This window comes from Pedobacter lusitanus, assembly GCF_040026395.1.
In the GTDB taxonomy this organism is placed as follows: Bacteria; Bacteroidota; Bacteroidia; order Sphingobacteriales; family Sphingobacteriaceae; genus Pedobacter; species Pedobacter lusitanus.
In genome coordinates this window covers 5,352,137-5,371,711 of the sequence record NZ_CP157278.1, presented here as the reverse complement: position 1 = coordinate 5,371,711, position 19,575 = coordinate 5,352,137, and the positions used below count along the sequence as shown (strand labels likewise).

General features: G+C 40.2%; 13 protein-coding genes. 4 read left to right on the top strand and 9 right to left on the bottom strand.

What is annotated here, in order from left to right:
• Both PL_RS23100 and PL_RS23095 read left to right on the top strand, forming a co-directional pair.
• Positions 1-1,515, top strand: a complete 1,515-nt coding sequence (locus PL_RS23100) for a sulfatase family protein (protein ID WP_041884184.1) — start codon at positions 1-3, stop codon at positions 1,513-1,515.
• 25 nt (positions 1,516-1,540) lie between these two features.
• A complete protein-coding gene (locus PL_RS23095) occupies positions 1,541-3,049 on the top strand; it encodes an arylsulfatase (protein WP_041884180.1) in 1,509 nt (502 codons plus the stop codon).
• Position 3,050: 1 nt separating this feature from the next.
• On the opposite strand, the gene PL_RS23090 is transcribed toward PL_RS23095, so the two are convergent.
• The 5 genes from PL_RS23090 to PL_RS23070 all read right to left on the bottom strand — a co-directional run bounded on the left by PL_RS23090 (position 3,051) and on the right by PL_RS23070 (position 10,539).
• Positions 3,051-3,446, bottom strand: a complete 396-nt coding sequence (locus tag PL_RS23090) for a c-type cytochrome (RefSeq protein WP_041884178.1) — start codon at positions 3,444-3,446, stop codon at positions 3,051-3,053.
• Between the two features lie 126 nt (positions 3,447-3,572).
• Positions 3,573-4,463, bottom strand: a complete 891-nt coding sequence (locus PL_RS23085; protein WP_041884176.1) for a cation diffusion facilitator family transporter — start codon at positions 4,461-4,463, stop codon at positions 3,573-3,575.
• Between the two features lie 11 nt (positions 4,464-4,474).
• Positions 4,475-5,683 (bottom strand): efflux RND transporter periplasmic adaptor subunit, encoded by a 1,209-nt coding sequence (locus tag PL_RS23080; RefSeq protein WP_348620455.1) that lies wholly within the window; start codon positions 5,681-5,683, stop codon positions 4,475-4,477.
• 32 nt (positions 5,684-5,715) lie between these two features.
• On the bottom strand, positions 5,716-10,095 hold the full coding sequence (locus PL_RS23075) for a CusA/CzcA family heavy metal efflux RND transporter (protein WP_041883102.1): 4,380 nt from the start codon (positions 10,093-10,095) through the stop codon (positions 5,716-5,718).
• Between the two features lie 138 nt (positions 10,096-10,233).
• Positions 10,234-10,539 carry a DUF6660 family protein gene (locus PL_RS23070; protein WP_041883104.1) on the bottom strand — a complete coding sequence of 102 codons (306 nt, stop codon included), beginning with the start codon at positions 10,537-10,539 and terminating at the stop codon, positions 10,234-10,236.
• Positions 10,540-10,693: 154 nt separating this feature from the next.
• Between PL_RS23070 and PL_RS23065 the strand changes: the two genes are divergently transcribed.
• Together PL_RS23065 and PL_RS23060 are read left to right on the top strand one after the other, a co-directional pair.
• On the top strand, positions 10,694-11,977 hold the full coding sequence (locus tag PL_RS23065; RefSeq protein ID WP_348620452.1) for an NRAMP family divalent metal transporter: 1,284 nt from the start codon (positions 10,694-10,696) through the stop codon (positions 11,975-11,977).
• A gap of 41 nt (positions 11,978-12,018) precedes the next feature.
• The gene (locus tag PL_RS23060; protein ID WP_041883106.1) at positions 12,019-13,824 is read left to right on the top strand and encodes a mechanosensitive ion channel family protein; all 1,806 of its coding nucleotides are present in this window, start codon (positions 12,019-12,021) and stop codon (positions 13,822-13,824) included.
• A 27-nt stretch (positions 13,825-13,851) separates the two neighbouring features.
• Here the strand turns inward: PL_RS23060 and PL_RS23055 are convergent, their stop codons facing one another.
• From PL_RS23055 to PL_RS23040, 4 genes are read right to left on the bottom strand one after another with little or no spacing between them, the layout of a single operon-like run.
• Complete coding sequence (locus PL_RS23055; protein WP_082035961.1) at positions 13,852-15,357, bottom strand: TPM domain-containing protein; 1,506 nt, start codon at positions 15,355-15,357, stop codon at positions 13,852-13,854.
• A gap of 9 nt (positions 15,358-15,366) precedes the next feature.
• Positions 15,367-16,137 (bottom strand): hypothetical protein, encoded by a 771-nt coding sequence (locus PL_RS23050; protein ID WP_152620335.1) that lies wholly within the window; start codon positions 16,135-16,137, stop codon positions 15,367-15,369.
• Between the two features lie 39 nt (positions 16,138-16,176).
• On the bottom strand, positions 16,177-16,812 hold the full coding sequence (locus tag PL_RS23045) for a hypothetical protein (RefSeq protein ID WP_041883110.1): 636 nt from the start codon (positions 16,810-16,812) through the stop codon (positions 16,177-16,179).
• A gap of 51 nt (positions 16,813-16,863) precedes the next feature.
• Positions 16,864-19,575 (bottom strand): OmpA family protein, encoded by a 2,712-nt coding sequence (locus PL_RS23040; RefSeq protein WP_348620449.1) that lies wholly within the window; start codon positions 19,573-19,575, stop codon positions 16,864-16,866.

Sequence of the window (19,575 nt, the reverse complement as noted above, 5' to 3'; positions counted from 1 at the left end):
ATGAAAAGAACCTGTTTAAGTATTTTATTAGCCGCATTATCCTGTTTTTCTGTCTTTGCCCAGCAAAAACGCCCCAATGTAATCATTATCTATGCTGATGATCTGGGTTATGGCGATGTGAGCTGTTATGGAGCTAAAAAGATCAAAACTCCTCATATAGATCAACTGGCAAAAAATGGGCTCAGATTTACTGATGCGCATGCCACCAGCGCAACCTGTACGCCTTCCCGCTTCTCTATTCTGACCGGGGTATATGCCTGGCGCAAAAAAGGAACTGGTATTGCACCCGGAAATGCCGCTTTATTAATTGATACTGCGCAGATCACACTGGCAAAAATATTTAAACAGACCGGCTATACTACCTCTGCTATTGGCAAATGGCATCTGGGTTTAGGTGGCAAAGGCGGACCTGACTGGAATGGGGAGATTAAATCCGGTCCTCAGGAATTAGGTTTTGATAAATCTTATATTATACCTGCTACGCTGGACAGGGTGCCCTGTGTGATCGTTGATAATCACCGGGTTGAAAATCTTGATCCAAAAGATCCGATCACAGTTGATTATCACAAAAAAACAGGTGACTGGGCTACAGGAAAAGAACATCCCGAATTACTTACCATGAAATCATCCAATGGACATAACAACACTATTATTAACGGAATTGGCCGTATCGGATATATGACCGGAGGAAAAGCCGCCATCTGGGATGATTATACTTTAACCGAAAAACTAACCTCCCAGGCAGAAAGCTTTATTGCTAAAAATAAAGAACAGCCTTTCTTCATGTATTTCGCTTCTCCGAATATTCACGTTCCAAGAACTCCAAATAAGAAGTTTGCGGGTAAAAGCGGAATGGGCCCCCGTGGTGATGTTATTTTGGAATTTGACTGGAGTGTAGGCCGTATAATGAAGACACTGGATAGTCTTGGACTAACCAAAAATACGATCATTGTATTGAGCAGTGATAACGGGCCGGTTGTTGATGACGGTTATCAGGATGAGGCAGAAGCTTTACTGAACGGACATCAACCCGCAGGGCCGTTAAGAGGAGGTAAATACAGTGCTTTTGATGGGGGGACGCGCGTTCCGTTTATTGTCAGCTGGCCTTCGGTTATAAAAAAAGGAACAAGTACTGCACTGATCAGCCAGGTAGATTTAGTCAGATCTTTTGCTGTTTTTTTGAATCAGCAATTGAATACTGAGCAGGCTTATGATAGTTTTGATATGAGCAGCCAGCTATTGGGTAAATCCACAGCTAACCGTCCATATCTGATTGAAGATGCCGCCGGTCTTGGAATAATTGAAGATAACTGGAAATATATTGAGCCTAACAATGCTGCTGCTTATGATTCCACCACAAAAACAGAATTAGGTAACAGCAAAGAAGCGCAGTTATACAATCTGTCTGCTGATTTGCAGGAACGTAAAAATCTGGCATCGCAATATCCGGATAAGGTGAAATCATTTGCGCAAAAACTTCAGCAGATCAAAGATGAACATGGTTATCATTTGTAGTATCCACTTATAAAAACAGGCTCTGATGAAAACATTCAAACTGATTTTAACGGCAATTATTGCAGCTCCTTTTTTCATTCATTCAGCATTTGCCCAGGTCTCTGCTCAAAAGCCGAATATCATTTACATCTATGCGGATGATATGGGCTATGCCGAACTGGGCTGCTACGGACAGCAAAAGATAAAAACGCCCAACCTGGACAGAATGGCCAGACAGGGCATGCGCTTTACTCAGCATTATACCAGCACCCCGGTCTGTGCTCCTGCCAGATGTATGCTCATGACAGGTAAACATGGCGGTCACTCCTACATCCGCGGTAATTATGAACTGGGTGGTTTTCCTGACAGCCTGGAAGGAGGACAGATGCCACTGCCGGAAAACACATTTACTATTCCAAAAATGCTTAAGCAGGCAGGTTATACAACAGGAGCAGTAGGTAAATGGGGTCTTGGGATGACCAATACCAGTGGTGATCCGCTAAAACAGGGATTTGATTATTTTTATGGTTACCTGGATCAGAAACAGTCACACAATTTCTACCCTTCCCATTTATGGGAAAATGATAAATGGGACCCGCTGGATAATCCTTTAATCAATGTTCACCTTCAGCTGGATTCTACCAAAGCAACGGACAAAGATTTTGATTACTATATAGGAAAGGATTATGCTGGAGACAGAATGACCAGAAAGGCTTTGGGTTTTATCGGCAAGAATAAAAACAAACCTTTCTTTTTATACCTTCCCTATACGATGCCGCATGTTTCTCTGCAGGCACCGGTCGATTACGTCAATCTGTACAAAGGTCAGTTTAAGGAGAACCCCTACTATGGTCAGCAGGGTTATGCAGCGAGTAAATACCCCTATTCAACTTATGCAGCAATGATTACCTTTCTGGACGCCCAGGTAGGAATTATTATGGAGGAAATCAAAAAACTGGGATTGGATAACCATACGATAATTATGTTTTCGAGCGATAACGGAACTACCTTTAATGGTGGGGTAAATCACGAATTCTTTAATAGTACCGGCGGGCTGAGAGGATTAAAAATGGACGTATTTGAAGGTGGGTTGCGGGAACCTTTTATCGCCCGGTGGCCGGGAAAAATAAAACCCGGTACAACCAGCAACCTGATCTCTGCGCAATACGATATGCTGGCAACTTTTGCCGCACTGACGCAGCAGAAAGTTGAACATACGGACGGAATATCTTTATTACCTGAACTACTGGGCAAAACCAGGGAGCAGCAGCAGCATGAATATTTATACTTTGAATATCCGGAAAAAGGTGGTCAGCTGGCTATCAGAATGGGTGACTGGAAGGGTGTTAAATTAGATGTAAGACAACATAAAGATAAACAGTGGATGCTGTTTGACCTGAAAAAGGATGAGTTTGAGAAAAATGACATCGCATCAGCACATGCCGATATTATAGCTCAGTTTGAAGCTATAGTCAAAAAAGAGCATCAGCATGCGCATATTAAAGAATGGGAATTTATAGACCCCAAAATTGATGTCAGAAATATAAAGCTGTAATTTATTTATCTGCCGGATGCGGCTGTCCGCGATGGCAGGTAATACAGTTTACAGCAAGGATTGCATTAGGCTCATTTGCATTTTTGATATGAAAATACTTCTTATTGATACGGCTGGTCATTTTCATCATTGACCTGGTAATCTCTTTTTCAGGTTTTTCATCACTGGCAAAGTCAAGACGTTTGGGATTTTCTTTACTGGCTGCATGGCAGAAATTACATTTAACACCCAAAGCTGCCTTATAACCATCCATAATTTTGTCCAGTTCTTCATGACTGATATCTTTGGGAAGAACTTTAAGATTACTGGCTTTTTTACCTTCCTGAGGCATAAATCCGCTTAGCATAACCACTGTAGCTAACAATACGGAAAGGATAATAATTGCTTTATATCTCATGACATTTAGATTACATTAACCTAAATTAAAAAACAATCCGGCCTTCATTAAGATGTATCAAACTATTTACTGCATAGAATCAATCTACCTTCCTTCAGTAGCGAAGGAAGGTAGTTGAGCATTCAGCTAAAGATGGGTTTGTTCTTCTTCAAAACCTGGTTCTTCGAGCTGAAATGTAGTGTGTGTGATCTTAAAATTTGCGGTAACCTGATTTTGAAGGGCTGATAAAACCTGTTTACCTGAAGCTCCTTCTTTTAGCACGATATGCGCAGTCATTGCATTGACGCCGGAGGTTAAAACCCATACATGCAGATCATGCATATCCTGTACTCCTTCTACACCAAGGACAGAACTACGTAATTCGGCCATATTAACTTCTTTAGGGGTACCTTCAAGTAAAACCCCTATAGATTCTTTAAGTAAAATCCATGTTCTGGGTAAGATGAAAAGACCAATTCCTGCCGATAGTAACGGGTCCGCATAATACCAGCCTGTAGTCAGCATGATAACACCCGCAGCAATAACGCCAATTGATGTCAGCATATCTGAAAGCACTTCAAAATAAGCTCCTTTCATATTCAGACTTTCACCTGAGCTTTTTCTTAAGATAACCATGCCGGCTACGTTGACTAATAAACCTACCGCAGCCACGATAACCATCTCCTTACTCTGAACTTCCGGAGGATTGAGAAAACGCAAATAGGCCTCGTATAAGATATAGATCGAAATACCGATCAGCACTACTGCATTAGCTAATGCGGCTAATATTTCTGCTCTGTAATAACCATAGGTACGTTCTGCTGTTGCTTTTCGCTCTGCATAGTTTATCGCGATCAGGGCCAGCGCCAGACCACCCACATCAGTCAGCATATGTCCGGCATCGGCCAGTAATGCCAGACTTTTAGTCATAATCCCTCCTATGACCTCTACAATGAGGTACAGCAGGGTAAACCCCAATACGATTTTTAAACGGCCTTTATTCTTACTGGCCTGCGAAATAGTTCCTTCACGCTCCATAATATGTTTTTTTACTCTTCTTCGCTATTTTTCATCTTCGAAATCAGATCATAAGCTCCCCTGGTAACCACTTTAGCAGTAGCAAGATTCAAACTTGCAGGAAGCTTAACCTCTACATACCCGGCATCCGCAGGTCCTATTGTAACTTCTAAAAGCTGGAAATGATAATTAACTTCCTGCTTTTCACCTTTTTTCTCTGCTCCGCTCTGACCGGTTTGAATGAAGATGTATTTCTTACCTGCAAAATCAGCTATTGCAGACTCAGGTAAAGCATCAACTTTTGCTGTTCCGGTCTCAATCAATGCATTCAGATAAGCACCGGGTATCAGATTTCTGCTTTGCGTATTTGCGGTACAGTGAACTGTAACTGTCTTATCTTCATTGATTTCTCTACCTACCAGGGTAACGGTTGCGACACGTTCTTCGGCTTCATTCTGTAATGAAAAACGAACCTTCTGCCCTTTCTTTATTAAATCTACGTCTTTTTGGAATACCTTTAACTCCACATGTAAATTAGCACTGTTTACAATTTCAAACATCACATCATTCGGGCTTACAAATTTGCCTGAGTTAACATTTACCTTGGTCACATAACCATTGATTGGTGCATAGATATTAATGGTACTGCGGATATTACCTGGTGTTAAAGAAGCTGAATTGATATTGATCAGCATTAAACGTTGTCTCAAAGCACTTTCTCTGGATAACATAGTCTGATACTGTGATTTAGCCTGTTGTAATACCTTTTGCGCATTCACATTTTGTCTGGCCAGCTCCTGCTGTCTTTTATATTCCGCGTCTGCCAGTTCCATCTGACTCTTATTTTCCAGGTAATCCTGCTGCAGCTGAACATATTCCTGATTCTGAAGCACGGCAATCACCTGTCCTTTGCTCACCGTTGACCCCTGTAACAGCGGGGTTGATTTCACGATCCCGCCCATTTGGGTAGTAATACTGATCAGGTTTTCTGGTGGTACGTCAATAGTACCATTGACTTTAAGAACGCCACTGATAGCTTTTTTTTCCACCAAACCCAGCGTAATTCCACTGGTTTTATATTGTGCCTCATTTAATTCTACGGTATTAGGCTCCTCCTTGGCCGCAGCTTCGGTATTTGCAGCCGTAGTTTCTGCTGCTTTCTTATTTCCGCATGAAGCCAGAAATAACGTGGCAATAGAAAATATATAAATGGCCTGTTTGAATTCAATTACTGTTTTCATCGTTTTATATTGTTTTTATGACGCTGTTTTATTTATTTTAAGTCAATCAGATATTGAAGTGTGTATACGGATTGATTATATTGATTAATTGCCTGTAAGTAGCTGAAACGGATGTCTGAATAAGTCCGTAAAGCCTGCGAAAATTCCAGATAGCCTATATCACCGCTTTGAAAAGCAATTTGTGACTGCTTAAGGATCAGATTGACATTTGGCAAAGCATTTTTCTCATAATAGTCAATACTGCGTGAATTCTTCAGTAAATCCTGCTCTGCCTGTTTATACTGGGTCTGCAGGTTATTCTGAAACAGATTATACTCAGTCTGCGCAATTTGCTTTTCTATTTTAGCCGCTTTAATCCGGCCTGCAAATGGTTTATAAAACAGCGGAATAGATATACCAGCCTGTATCCCCTGAAAACGTTTACCGGAACTAAAATACTGCTCTTGTCCATTAACAGTCTGATTGCCGATAATGGATTGATTGACATAGCCCACTGTAAAATCAGGACCTGCTTTAGCACGTTCTACTTTTAAGGATTTATCAGCTATTTCGACCTGCTGCTGCTGTAAAGCCAGTAATGAAGTATTCACCAGGCTATCGGGAACTGCCTGATTCCAGTTTTCTTTCTGTAAACGGGTATCACTGACATCGATGGGCTCTTTAGTATTCAGCAGTCTTTGTAATTCTGCACTGTAAATTGAAATATCAGACTGATTTTTTTCTGACTGATTGCGCACTTCATTCAATTGCGTTTCTGCAGTGGTACGTTCCAGCAGGTTGGTTTCTCCGGTCTGATAACGCAGAGATGATGCCTTTAAAAAGTTACTGAAGATAGAATCCTGACTCTTGTACAATTTTTGAAGTGCCTTAAAATAACTGAGCTGCGCATAGGTACTTTTAACCTGGCGAATCAGCTCATTTTGCGTAACCGAAAGATTTAATTCGCTGCTGCGAACCTGTGCGTCATATAAATTACGCTGATTTTTAATCAACCCTGGAAATGGAATATTCTGCTGGATTGATATATTATTATCTCTTTTGATACTGTTAAATTGTCCGTACTGCAAATTCAGGTTCGTTTTTCCCAAATCAAATGCAGTACTTTTTATCGCCTGCTGTTTACTGATCTGCAGTTGCGACGATTTAATTGTCTGATTATTACTCAGCGCAATTTCTACGGCCTGCTGCACCGTTACCGGACGGCCGTTCACAGGAAACTGTGCCATCGTTTTTGAGGGTATACATGATAGCCCCATCAGCAAAACAAGGGTTGCAGTTGCAATTTCCTTTTTGCCTTTTTTAAAGTTTTCGAAATAGGTATATAACACGGGTAAAACGAGTAAGGTTAAAATAGTAGAAGTTAACAGCCCCCCAATCACGACTGTGGCCAGTGGTTTCTGTACTTCGGCCCCCGCAGCGGTAGAAATCGCCATTGGCAGAAAGCCCAGGGAAGCTACGGTAGCTGTCATTAAAACAGGTCTTAATCTCAGCGCTGTACCTTTCAGGACAATTTCTTTGAGATCTGTAATCCCACTTGCTTTAAGTCTGTTAAATTCAGTGATCAAAACTATTCCGTTTAATACAGCTACACCAAACAAGGCAATAAAACCTACGCCTGCAGAAATACTGAATGGCATCCCTCTGAGCAGCAGGGCGAATACTCCGCCAATTGCGGCCATGGGAATAGCAGAAAAAATAAGCACTGATTGTTTGACTGATCCGAAAGAGAAATACAGCAATAACAAAATAAGCGACAGAGCAACCGGAACAGCGATAGACAAACGTTGTTTTGCTGCTTTAAGGTTTTCAAACTGTCCGCCATAGGTGATATAATATCCTGGAGGCAATTTGATCTTCTCATTGACTTTTTGTTCGATCTCCCCTACAACTGTGGCAATATCCTGACCACGTACATTCAATCCGACAATGATTCTGCGTTTGGTATCCTCTCTTTGGATCTGATTCGGCCCGATTTTGAACTCTACAGCAGCCAGCTGAATCAATGGAACTTTAATGCCGTTAGGCGCAGAGATATAGATATTTTTCACATCGTCTATGCCCTGTCTGTTCTGCTCGGATAAGCGGACTACCATGTCGTATCTTCTTTCTCCTTCGTATACCAATCCTGCAGATTGTCCGGCAAATGCCGAATTAATTGCCTGATTAACTGTTTCTATATCTATTCCATAACGGGCCAGCTGATCACGGTTAATTTTTACTACAATCTGTGGCAACCCGGTAGCTTGTTCCAGATATAAATCTTTGGCACCATTAACTGTCGAAACTATTTTCCCTATCTGCTGAGAAATATCTGTGAGTTTTTCCAGGTCATCACCAAATATTTTAATACCGATATCCTGTCTCACTCCTGAAATCAGCTCGTTGGACCTCAGTTGTATGGGTTGTGAGAACCCAAAGGTAACACCAGTCACTTTATCCAGTGCGGCAGCCATTTTATCGGCCAGCTCCTCTCTGGATTTTGTGGTTACCCAATCCTTTTTATCCTTCAGAATAATTGTTAAATCGGTAGCCTCCATTGGCATAGGATCTGTTGGAATTTCGGCAGAACCGACTTTACCTACTACTTCTACCACTTCAGGAAATTCCTTTAACAAGATTTTTGATGCCTGATTAACTTTATCAATAGTCTGACTCAATGAACTTCCGGTTAGTAAACGGGTTTCTACAGCAAAATCACCTTCTTCTAGTGTAGGGATAAACTCTCCGCCCATCCTGGTAAATATGACTATACTGATGACCAGTAAAACTGCTGATAAAATAACGACGGTAATACGTTTGCGTAAAGCTCCGTTAATCAAAGGGGTATAGTATTTCTGAAAGAAATCCATCATCCTGTCTGAGAAATTCTTTTTGGCAGATGTCTTTTTACTAAGCAACAGTGATGACATCATTGGCACATAAGTCAGTGACAACAGGAATGCACCTAAAATAGCAAAGGAAACCGTCTGAGCCATTGGACCAAACATTTTACCTTCTATACCAACCAAAGCCAGGATAGGGAGATATACAATCAGAATGATAATCTGTCCGAAAGCTGCTGCACTCATCATACGGGTAGCAGATTGCTCTACCTGCTGATCCATTTCATCCTGCGTCATCAGTCTGTTGAGCTTATTGGCACCAAGGAGGTGCATAGTCGCTTCAACAATAATTACTGCACCATCTACAATCAAACCAAAGTCTATAGCCCCCAGACTCATCAGGTTACCTGAAACGCCAAATACATTCATCAGCGAAATAGCAAACAGCATAGCCAGTGGAATTACCGAGGCGACTACAATACCCGCCCTGAAATTACCCAGGAATAAGACCAGTACAAAGATGACAATTAAAGCTCCCTCGATCAGGTTTTTAGCTACGGTACCAATGGCACGGTCTACCAGAGCACTTCTGTCCAGGAATGGTTCAATAACAATTCCATTTGGAAGGGTCTTGTTGATACGCGCAATTTTCTCTTTAACTTGTTTAACAACATTGTTCGCATTGGAGCCTTTCAGCATCATGACAATACCACCTACTGCCTCGCCCTGACTTTTTGCTGTTGCCCGGGTCAATGCACCATAACGTATGGCATTACCAATACGGACGTTAGCAATATCACGAATTAAAACAGGGATGCCTGAACTTGTATTTCTGACTACAATTTTATTAATGTCTTCTATACTCCCTACTAATCCTTCACTGCGAATAAAATAGGCATTGGGTTTTTTATCTATATATGCTCCCCCTGTATTCTGATTATTTCGTTCCAGTGCCTTAAATACATCACTGATACTTAAATTATAACTGTTCAGTTTATTAGGGTCCATCGCAATCTCATATTGCTTCAGCAATCCGCCAAAACTATTCACTTCGGCTATCCCTGGTGTTCCTAAAAGCTGACGGCGGACAATCCAGTCCTGAATACTACGTAATTCTCTTGCATCAAAAGTCTTTTCAAAACCTGGTTTTGCATGAACTACATATTGATATATCTCCCCTAATCCAGTGGAAATAGGTGAAATTTCCGGATTCCCGATTCCCTGCGGAATACTGTTTTTAGCTTCGGACAGTTTTTCGTTAACCTGTTGCCTTGCCCAGTATATATTCACATCATCATGAAAAACAATAGTAACTACAGACAAACCAAAACGCGAAATAGAACGTACCTGCTCAATTTCCGGAATGGTAGACATGGTTTGTTCAACGGGAAAGGTGATTAAGCGCTCCACTTCTTCTGAAGCAAGTGAAGGGCTTAAAGTGATAACCTGCACCTGGTTATTTGTAATATCGGGTACAGCGTCAATGGGTAATTGTTTGAGTGAATATATCCCCCACGCTATCAGCGCCAGGGTAAACAGACCAATCACCAATTTATTGTGAATAGAAAATTTTATGATCTTACTTAGCATATCTTATTTATAATGAGATATCAAAGAATAATTCCCAAACGGAAAAACCTAATCCTTTGATAAAAGCATTGATGGAATTATTAAATAATAATAAAGAGCTATATCATGCGCGATGCACGTATAACAAAATAAAGATGATTAAGCTAGTAATTGCGGAGGCTGCCAGATCGGAAGATCAACAGTGATAAATTTTCCGGCTTGGTGTGCCGGAAGTGCAGGAATATGATCCTCAACAGGACTGACAATGATCAGTGTATCTTTGATCACTGAAGCAGTGGAACAACAGGCACAATTACAGAAAGGACTGCAATTATCATTGTTCCTTTCAGTGTGATGAGCCTTTTCAATTTTGGTATTTCCATTCAAAGCGGCTACAGCATCACCACAAGGCACTAAATTAAGCGCCAGCACTAATACGATCCCTATGAATGATAATAATCTCATATAATTGTGCAACGAAGGTAATAAAGAAATCGCCTAGTTGCATAATTTAATAAAACTATGCAATCATATTGCAGTCAGAAAATGCGGCTAAAACAGCATTTCTGATTCCATTAAATCACTGATAAATAGCTATATTTATCAGATACATAAACATATGCAGGTTCCTGAAAAGCCCAAACCCCGTAGAAAGAAATTCTGGAAGTTTTTAACGGTGTTAGGCCCGGGCCTGACTACTGGTGCTGCTGATGACGATCCATCAGGTATTGCCACCTATTCTCAGACAGGTGCCCAATTTGGTTATGGACAGTTATGGACAGCTCTTTACATGCTCCCTTTTATGATTGCTGTACAAGAAGCCTGTGCCAGAATCGGAATGGTCAAAGGAAAGGGCATTGCTGCAGTTGTTAAAGAACATTACAGCCGTCCTGTACTTTATGCCGTGGTAGGTCTGGTTGTAGTGGCCAATACGATAAATATAGGCGCAGATATAGGGGCAATGGCGTCTGCCGCACAGCTATTAATCCCGGTTCATTTTGTCATTCTGACTCTCCTTTTCACAGGTATTATTTTGGTTCTGGAGATATTTACGAGTTATAAGGTTTATTCTAAAATTCTTAAGTGGCTTGCAATTTCTTTACTCGCCTATCCGATCACGGCATTTATTGTCGATCAGCCCTGGCCAACAGTCCTGAGAGCTACGATTGTTCCTCATTTTGAGCTGAGCTTTGCTTTTGTATTTATCATCACCGGCGTGCTGGGAACTACTATTTCTCCTTACATGTTCTTCTGGCAGGCTTCTCAGGAAGTGGAAGAAGAAAAAGACAGGCATCATGGTAAACTGATCAGCTGGAGATATATCAAAAATATGCGAATTGATAATATGGCTGGAATGATTATTTCTGAATTCACCACCTGGTGTATATTATTGGTTGGTGCAACGGTGTTACATGGAAGCGGCGTAAAGGACATCAATACCGCAGCAGATGCAGCCAGAGCATTAGAGCCTCTGGTCCATTCTTTCCCAAACTCAGGTTTCCTGGCCAAACTTATTTTTTCTACAGGGATTATCGGTCTGGGATTACTGGCTGTACCTGTTCTTTCCGGTTCAGCTGCTTATGCCGTATCTGAGGCATTCCAGTGGAAAGCAAGTCTGAATCTTAAATTCAGAAAAGCATATGGCTTTTATGGAGTCATCATTATTGCAACGCTGATTGGTCTGGCTATCAATTTCATTGGCATAGATCCCGTTAAAGCATTGGTTTATGCAGCTGTCCTGAACGGCGTGGCAGCTGTCCCTTTATTATTTCTGATTGGTAAAATTGCTATGAGCAAGGAAATAATGGGTGAATATAAAAGCGGCCTTCTTTCCAGTACTCTGGTCTGGATTACCTTTATTGCCATGGCTGCTGCTGCCATTGCCATGTTTTACACTATTTAATTATATTTAACCCTATAATTCAACGCTCCAAATCAATTTCTATGATCAGAATAAAATTACTTCCTTTTATAATGCTAACAGTTCTGTCTTTCTCTATGCGGGCACAGGATACCCGGGACACAGTCAGGAAAGATCAGCAGAATATTAACGAAGCTTTATTACTCAAAGATCAGCAACAGCAAAAGATTGACTCTCTGGTTAAAATCCAGTTAAAAAATGAACTTCAGTCAGCTGCAGGTAACAGTAAAAAAACCATAGAGCTGGAAAACAAACTCCGTCAGATTGCGATCAGCGATTCTGTAAGAAAAATACATCAGCTGGAAAAAATACAGGCTTTAAAGAAAAATGCGAAAGGTTATCCTGTTGTATTGAATACAGATACCTTATTTTATATTTATGTCAGAACGGGTTCTTTTAGTGCAGCAGAAAGAGCCTGCGCTATATCAAAAAAGATAGAGAAGCTTTATGATGATCCATTTTACAGAAAAGATTCTCTTACAGTCAGTCAGAATGAATATAGCTATGATCTGATCTATAAAAACAATGACGTATTAATGTCTGTAACCAACCTTGACGCTTTATGGTTTGCGAAAAGCAATGAACAGTTAGCCAAAGAACACCTGCAAACTATCAAACATAGTATTGATGCTGAAAGAAAAGCAAATAGTCTGGTCAACTGGCTCAAAAGAATTGGTCTTGTAGTATTGATTATTGTTTTGCTCACACTAATTATTTCGGTAATTAACTTTCTTTTTAAACGAACTGCATCATTTTTATCTGCTAAACGCGAAAGCTATTTCAGAGTTTTAAAGATCAAAAACATCAAAATATTTACGCCTGAACATTTGGAGAAAGCAGTGCTGAGGCTAAATAATATCCTGCGTATAGCAGTAATCATACTGGTCATTTACCTCTCTCTGCCTTTATTGTTCAGTATATTCCCGGAAACTGAAGCATGGACGGGTACATTGCTGGGCTGGATATTAAGTCCGATGAAGGCGGCCTTAAATGCTGTGGCACATTATCTGCCTAATCTGTTTACTGTAATTGTAATCTGCTTAATCTTTAAATATGCAATCCGGGGAATAAAGTATTTCTTTTACGAGATCAAACTGGGTGAAATTCAGCTTCGTGGTTTTCATGCGGACTGGGCCATTCCGACATTCAACATCTTAAAGTTTGTCCTTTATGCTTTTATGCTCATTCTTATCTTTCCTTATCTGCCAGGTTCGGGTTCGCCTGCATTTCAGGGGGTATCAGTATTTCTTGGGATTCTGATTTCGCTGGGTTCTTCAAGCGCCATCACCAATATCGTTGCAGGACTGGTTATTACTTATATGCGACCTTTCAGAATTGGAGACAGAGTAAAAATTGGAGATGTTGTGGGTGATGTACTGGAAAAAACTATGCTGGTCACCAGGATTAAAACGATAAAAAACGAAGATATTACAGTACCTAATTCTATGGTACTTTCCAGTAGTACGATCAACTATTCCAGTCATACAAAAAAAGAAAATCAGGGTCTGATTGTACACCAGACCTTAACATTGGGCTATGATATTCCTTATCAGGATATTTATGATATGCTAACCAGAGCGGCTTTAAATACAGTGTATATACTGGAAGAACCAAAGCCATTTGTACTGCAAACCAGCCTGGATGATTTTTATATCTCTTACCAGATCAATGCTTATACCAGGGAGGCCAATAAACAAGCTGCTATTTACAGTAAACTGTTTGAAAATATTCAGAATGAATTTAATGCTGCGGGGGTGGAAATTATGTCTCCGCATTACAGGGCGACAAGAGATGGTAGTGCACCTGCTATGCCGCCTGCATCTGTTTAAATTTCCGGATCTTAGTTAATTCCGGTTTTACCAGTTGCCGCCAGCCCCACCACCACCACTGCTGCCACCGCCCCAGCTACTGTCTGAAGAAGAGGAGGAACTGCTGCTATCGCTGCTTCCTGAGGAAGAAGAGCTGGAATCGTCATCTGTACTTGAAATTACCGGGATCACTATCATTTGCAGGAGTTCTTCATAACTGCAATTTTCGCAGGTACGCGCTTCTTTTCCCTCTCCTTCTTTTTTGGAGGTCGGTTTTCTGACAATAATTACTTTATGATACTGGAGTGTTCTGAAATTGCATTGCGGACATAGCTCAAAAGATTTAAACTGATTGCCTTCATAAGCAATGATCTTATGCTCCTGCTGATCCTGACTTACCCAGATATCATAGGTATTTACGCCCAGTTTTTCTTCTGTGAGTTGTCCGGCAGTCAGGTATGGACTACCTTTTTTGTTTTTATTCCGGTCAACCCTGATCATTTCTTTTTGCTGTGAATCCAGCACAGCTTTAAAACGATCGGCAGATTTCTTTCTTCTGGAATTCTCGGTAAGGATGCCTAACAAGATCAAAGGTGAACCTATCAGATACCATTTCGCCCTGCTATTTAAAGCTTCTACACTTCTGGTGAAATTCAGGTCATCAGTATTAGTCTTTCTGATCGCACTCAAGGCATTGAAGTATCTGAAAAACAATAAAAATGAAAGGAAAATATAAAGGACAATCGCAATTCCAAAAGCATCACCGTGCTTAAACCATGAAATAACAGACCCGAATCCTAAAATAAAAAGCAGAATCACAATTGACAATATCAGCCCCAGACACCCAATTCCATTGACCTTATCATAACCGATCATCTGTTTCGTTTTTTCCCTGGGAACATGTGGTGTCAGCTTTTTGATATCACCAAAAATGACAAAAAAGACCAGCAAGACAAAAGCGGACGGGATAATTACTTTAAACCACGAAAAGGGAGTTTTTTCTTGTTTTCCGAGCAGCTGATCGAGCTCTTTTTGATTGACTGGTTGTGCCAGGTAAGCTGCAATTGTATTTAATGCACTGCTTGTACCTTCACTATAGTTTTCTTCCTTAAATGCAGGAACCAGGTAATGATCACCAATTCTTTTCAGCGCAGCATCCGGAAGAAGTCCTTCCAGGCCATAGCCGGTGATAAAACGATACTGTTTTCTATCTGTTGCAATAAACAGCAGCAAACCGTTATTTGCTTTTCCTTTACCTACACCCCATTGATTAAACAGGTTCAGTCCAAAATTAAAGGGATCTTCATTCTGCTCAAAATCACGAACAACCACAACGGCTATTTCTACTTTGGTTTTATTTTCCAGACCAGCAATCAGATGATTCAGTGAATCGACATCATTACTGCTCAAAACCATATCCGGATTACTCACGTAACCCTTTCCTTCAGCTTTAGGGTTTGGAATCTGACTTACAGTATATCCTTCCTGAGCATAAACTCCTGCTGCTCCACATAGTACAAGGAGCAACAGGCAAACGATCTTTTTTAAATACATCAGAGCGGGTTAAATTACTTCGAATTCAGTTTTACCTTCAGGAATATAGAATAACAGATCCAGGCTAAGTTCCTCCTGTTTTTCCTGATTTTGTAAAAACATAGCCGGTTCACCATTTAAACGCTTAAAAGCAGCCATCTTACCATCAGCATAATAATGAAAAACAGCATCTGATGCCAAAGGCATTAATTCAAAACCATCCTCGAAATCTTTAACCAGATTGCTGATTCGTCTTGCTGATTCGTGTTTATTCAGATACATACTGGTCGCCATAATATGCTCCCTGTTAGCCAATGCCTGTTCAAACTGATCATATCTTTTAGCATTGATTGACTGCGCCAACCTGGCATAAGCTCTCTTCAACTTCAATTCTACATCTTCCACTCCTTTTAAGTGAACACCTTTACGCCAACCTTCCAGCTCATAAGGAATCTGCGCATCAAACTGATCTGACTTCCGGCTATACGGTACCTGTTTCCGGGGATCAGTCGCTGGAAACTTATAGGCTAAAAGATCGTGCTTAAACTCAAAACCGTAACTTACATCATAAAGTTTCACCTTATAAGACATTGAAGCATTTGCATCCAGAACGGTTTCCCCGGAATGCGGAAAAACCCCAACATCCAACTTTTGAATCCCGCTATCCAGAATAGCAAAGTTCACAGGGGCTATAGAGGAAGCCTGTCCTGAATTATCCAGTATCATTACAGGTATATCATTAACCCGTATCTCAAACAGGCAGGCAGAGGCGTTAAATTCGACTACATAATATGGTTTCACTGCAATAGTATTAATATAAAAAATAAACAGTTATAATCTTTACTTACCTGCTTTAGCCAGGGCTTCTTCAATTAATGACTGCGGACTGATTGCATAACCTTTTTGTCCAAGTAATTTATAGATATCCTTGTTATCATTTTTAAATACAGCCAGGTTTGAAGTCTTAACACCAGTTTTATCCAGTTCCTGTAAAAGAAAATAAATCACGTTGTCCTTTACCCAAACACATTGTCTGAAATCCACACCACTACCACTATCTTTAACAGCGCGGTCTACAGCAGGTTTTCCGGCTTTTCCCTCAATGGATTTAACAAGTCCGTTATTTGGTGCAGCATTATAAATTCTCAACTCATACATAGCCAGTATTGAATCCTTTTCTGTATAATGAAAGATGACTTTATTAGTCATATTATTACCTGTACCTGAAAGATCCGAATGATTATAGGTTAACAATTTAGGAGACGTGCTTTCAACTCTTTCATAACCAGTCAGTGTTTTTTCTTCTGATGGGCTGGTACTCACACTAACACCAGACGACTTATCAACAGACTGAATTGTTTCTTTAAATGTAACATCAGCTAAATCAAAACCTGCTGATACAGCTGCAGAGGATTCGACCTGAACGGCCTTATCTTTTCCTCCATTACTTTTTGAGTTACATGATTGGATTGTCATAGCGAATAGAATAACGAAAATAGTTGCTTTCATATAATGATTAATTTTTGTTTAAGAATTTCTTATTAATGGTATGTCTGCGCTTACTCCCGCATACTTTTCTAAATTTTCGATCACATCAAATTCGGGGATCAGCGTAGCTTTTGCTTCATAATTGTAAAGCTCATATTTTTTACCCGTTTTAAGCATGCCTTTTTTAACAGAAACTCCTACCTCAACTTTAAAGATAAATTTAACTTTTAAACCGTCAAATTTCAGTTCAGGTCTGTAATTGAGTCCCCTTTCATCATAGTTCAGGTTGTGGCCAAAAGTTACCGATGCTGTTCCTGTGGCTTTCACTTTACCATCAGCAAAGGCTTCTACTCCCATCACGGTTATTTTACCCCTGACCTCTACTCCTGCATCAATTTCAGCTTTCAAAGTAGCACCAAGCTTCGCATTGGCAATGTTCTGATCAGATTTAGTATTAATAGTCAGGCTTGTTTCACCTTGTATGGTTCCGGTAATGATTAAGTCAATATACATTTTCCCACTAAATACCGAACCTTCTTCATCACTCATCCAGTCTCTGAAATCGTCAAACACCTTCTTGGCTGCAAGATTAGCTGCACCGCCTGTAAAAAAACCAGCAACACCCTGTACCGCTGCATCCAGCAAATCTATTTTCACTTCCAGACCAATCAGCGGATCAGCCTTAAAATAAAACTTAATCTCAGTACCTACCTCGTTGGTTTTCTGAAGCTTGCGCTGACCTCTTTGTAACTGCCATTCAGCTCCTAAACAGAAATTCGGCTGCAGCACACTAATTGACAAGCCCATAGGGAGCTTTTTCACCGTTCCCTTAGTGGTATCGGTTATAGCTTTCGAAATCTCTTTCAGAGATGCAAACACGTTAAAAAGCCATTTAATCTTTTCACTGTATTTTAATGTTGCATCATGATGGCCTCCATAAGTAGTACCTGATTTGTTCCAGTTCGCTTCCAGTACTACACCAAAATCCACCTTCGTATATTCCCATCTTTTTTCAGCTCCGATTCTTCCCGCCTGTTTCTGCATATCTTCATGCTGTTTGGGAGATAGTTTCTGCCACTTAACACTTAATTTCTCACTCAAATTCAGGAAAAAATGGAAATCCCATTTAATGTCTGAATAGGCAACAATCGCGATAGTAGCCCGCTCCGGATTCGAGAAATATCTACAGGAATTGATATAATAAAGGAACTTATTCGGAGGATTTAAAATCGGCCAGATATATTGAAGTGGAAGAATTTCCAGTTTTGATAAATCTGAATAGACTTCTGTTTCAATTTTCTCTCCCTTAATAGCTAATTCATATTTTGGGTTAATATCATTCTTATCGGTAGTCAGCTCAATAACTTTAACCTTCTGATTATTATGTGCCGGTGTCCTGATACAACCTTTATTTTTAAAATTCTGAATGACAATGGGCAATTTCTTTTTAGCCCTGGTATCTCCTGCAAAAGTCTCATAAACAATACTCTCGGCATTATTCTCAAAGATCCTGAAAAGAATAGTGGTGCGCCTGTTCATCTGATGTTCTGCTTCTGTCAGATTCTCACCTTTGATAGCTGGCATGCTTTTCCCATAACCTTTAGCAACAATCCTGGACTTCGAAACTCCTTTATCTACAAGATAATCCACAGCTGACTGAGCACGTTTTTCAGACAATGTCATGTTATATTTATCTGTTCCCCTGATATCAGTATGTGAACCCAATTCAACCGGAACATATGGAGACTCTAATAAAAATGTAGCCAGTTTATCTAAAAGCGGACGCGCAGCTTTTGTAATGGCCCATTTATTAAAATCATAATAGATTTCTTCAGACCTGGAAAAAGCACTCTTTTTTGGATCTTTTAACTGCAGTTTACCCTCATCAAAAAGCAGGAACTCTTCACCTTCAATCACTTTAAGCACAGTGAAACTACAAGGCTCAAATCGTTTTATATTTAAATCACTCTCCCCAATTTTGACAGGAAGATTATTCTCTGATTGTTTAACTGTCTTATTATAAATTACTGGCTTAATCTCCAGATATCGTGCATGCTGATCATCATTATGATCATCTTTAATATAATCAGTTGTACCATCAATACATACCCTTACATAAAGCTCATGTTCAATCTTATCACTGCCTATTTTGCTAAACCAGGTAAAGGTATTGCGCATCATCAGATTAATTTCACCATTGGTACAGTCAACGTTGGTATAGGTAAATATTTTTTTGTCATAACCCCATTTACGACTGTAAACAACTACGGTTAAACTATAACCATTAAGTCCTTCTGTAATCAGGTTCAGATTAACATCTTCGCCATAGCTGATTTTTTCCTTTTTACGGATGTCAGGTCCGTTAGGCTGTTTGCTCCACATAGAGCTGACTATTTTTTGTGGACAGTAGCCCCGAACCAACAGCCCCGATTCATCTTTTGGGTCGGGTTTACCTGTTAATGAAGCTCCCAGATAATAGACCTGGGCACCACTCAGTTTTTTCGAAATACTAAAATTGTTAAGTATCGAACCTGCTCCCTGATATTGGACAATAACATCTCTTTTTTTACTGTCATATAATCTCCAGAGAATTTTATTCTTATCTGTGTCCGTTGTATCCGGAAGCCACTCGGTTACTGTAAATTTTGATTTTCCTCCGCCTGGTATAACCAATACATTTCCTCCACCCATTTTAGGATAATAAGTATGATTGGGTGCAAGCGCAATTTTTTTTACTCCTTTATTGGACAT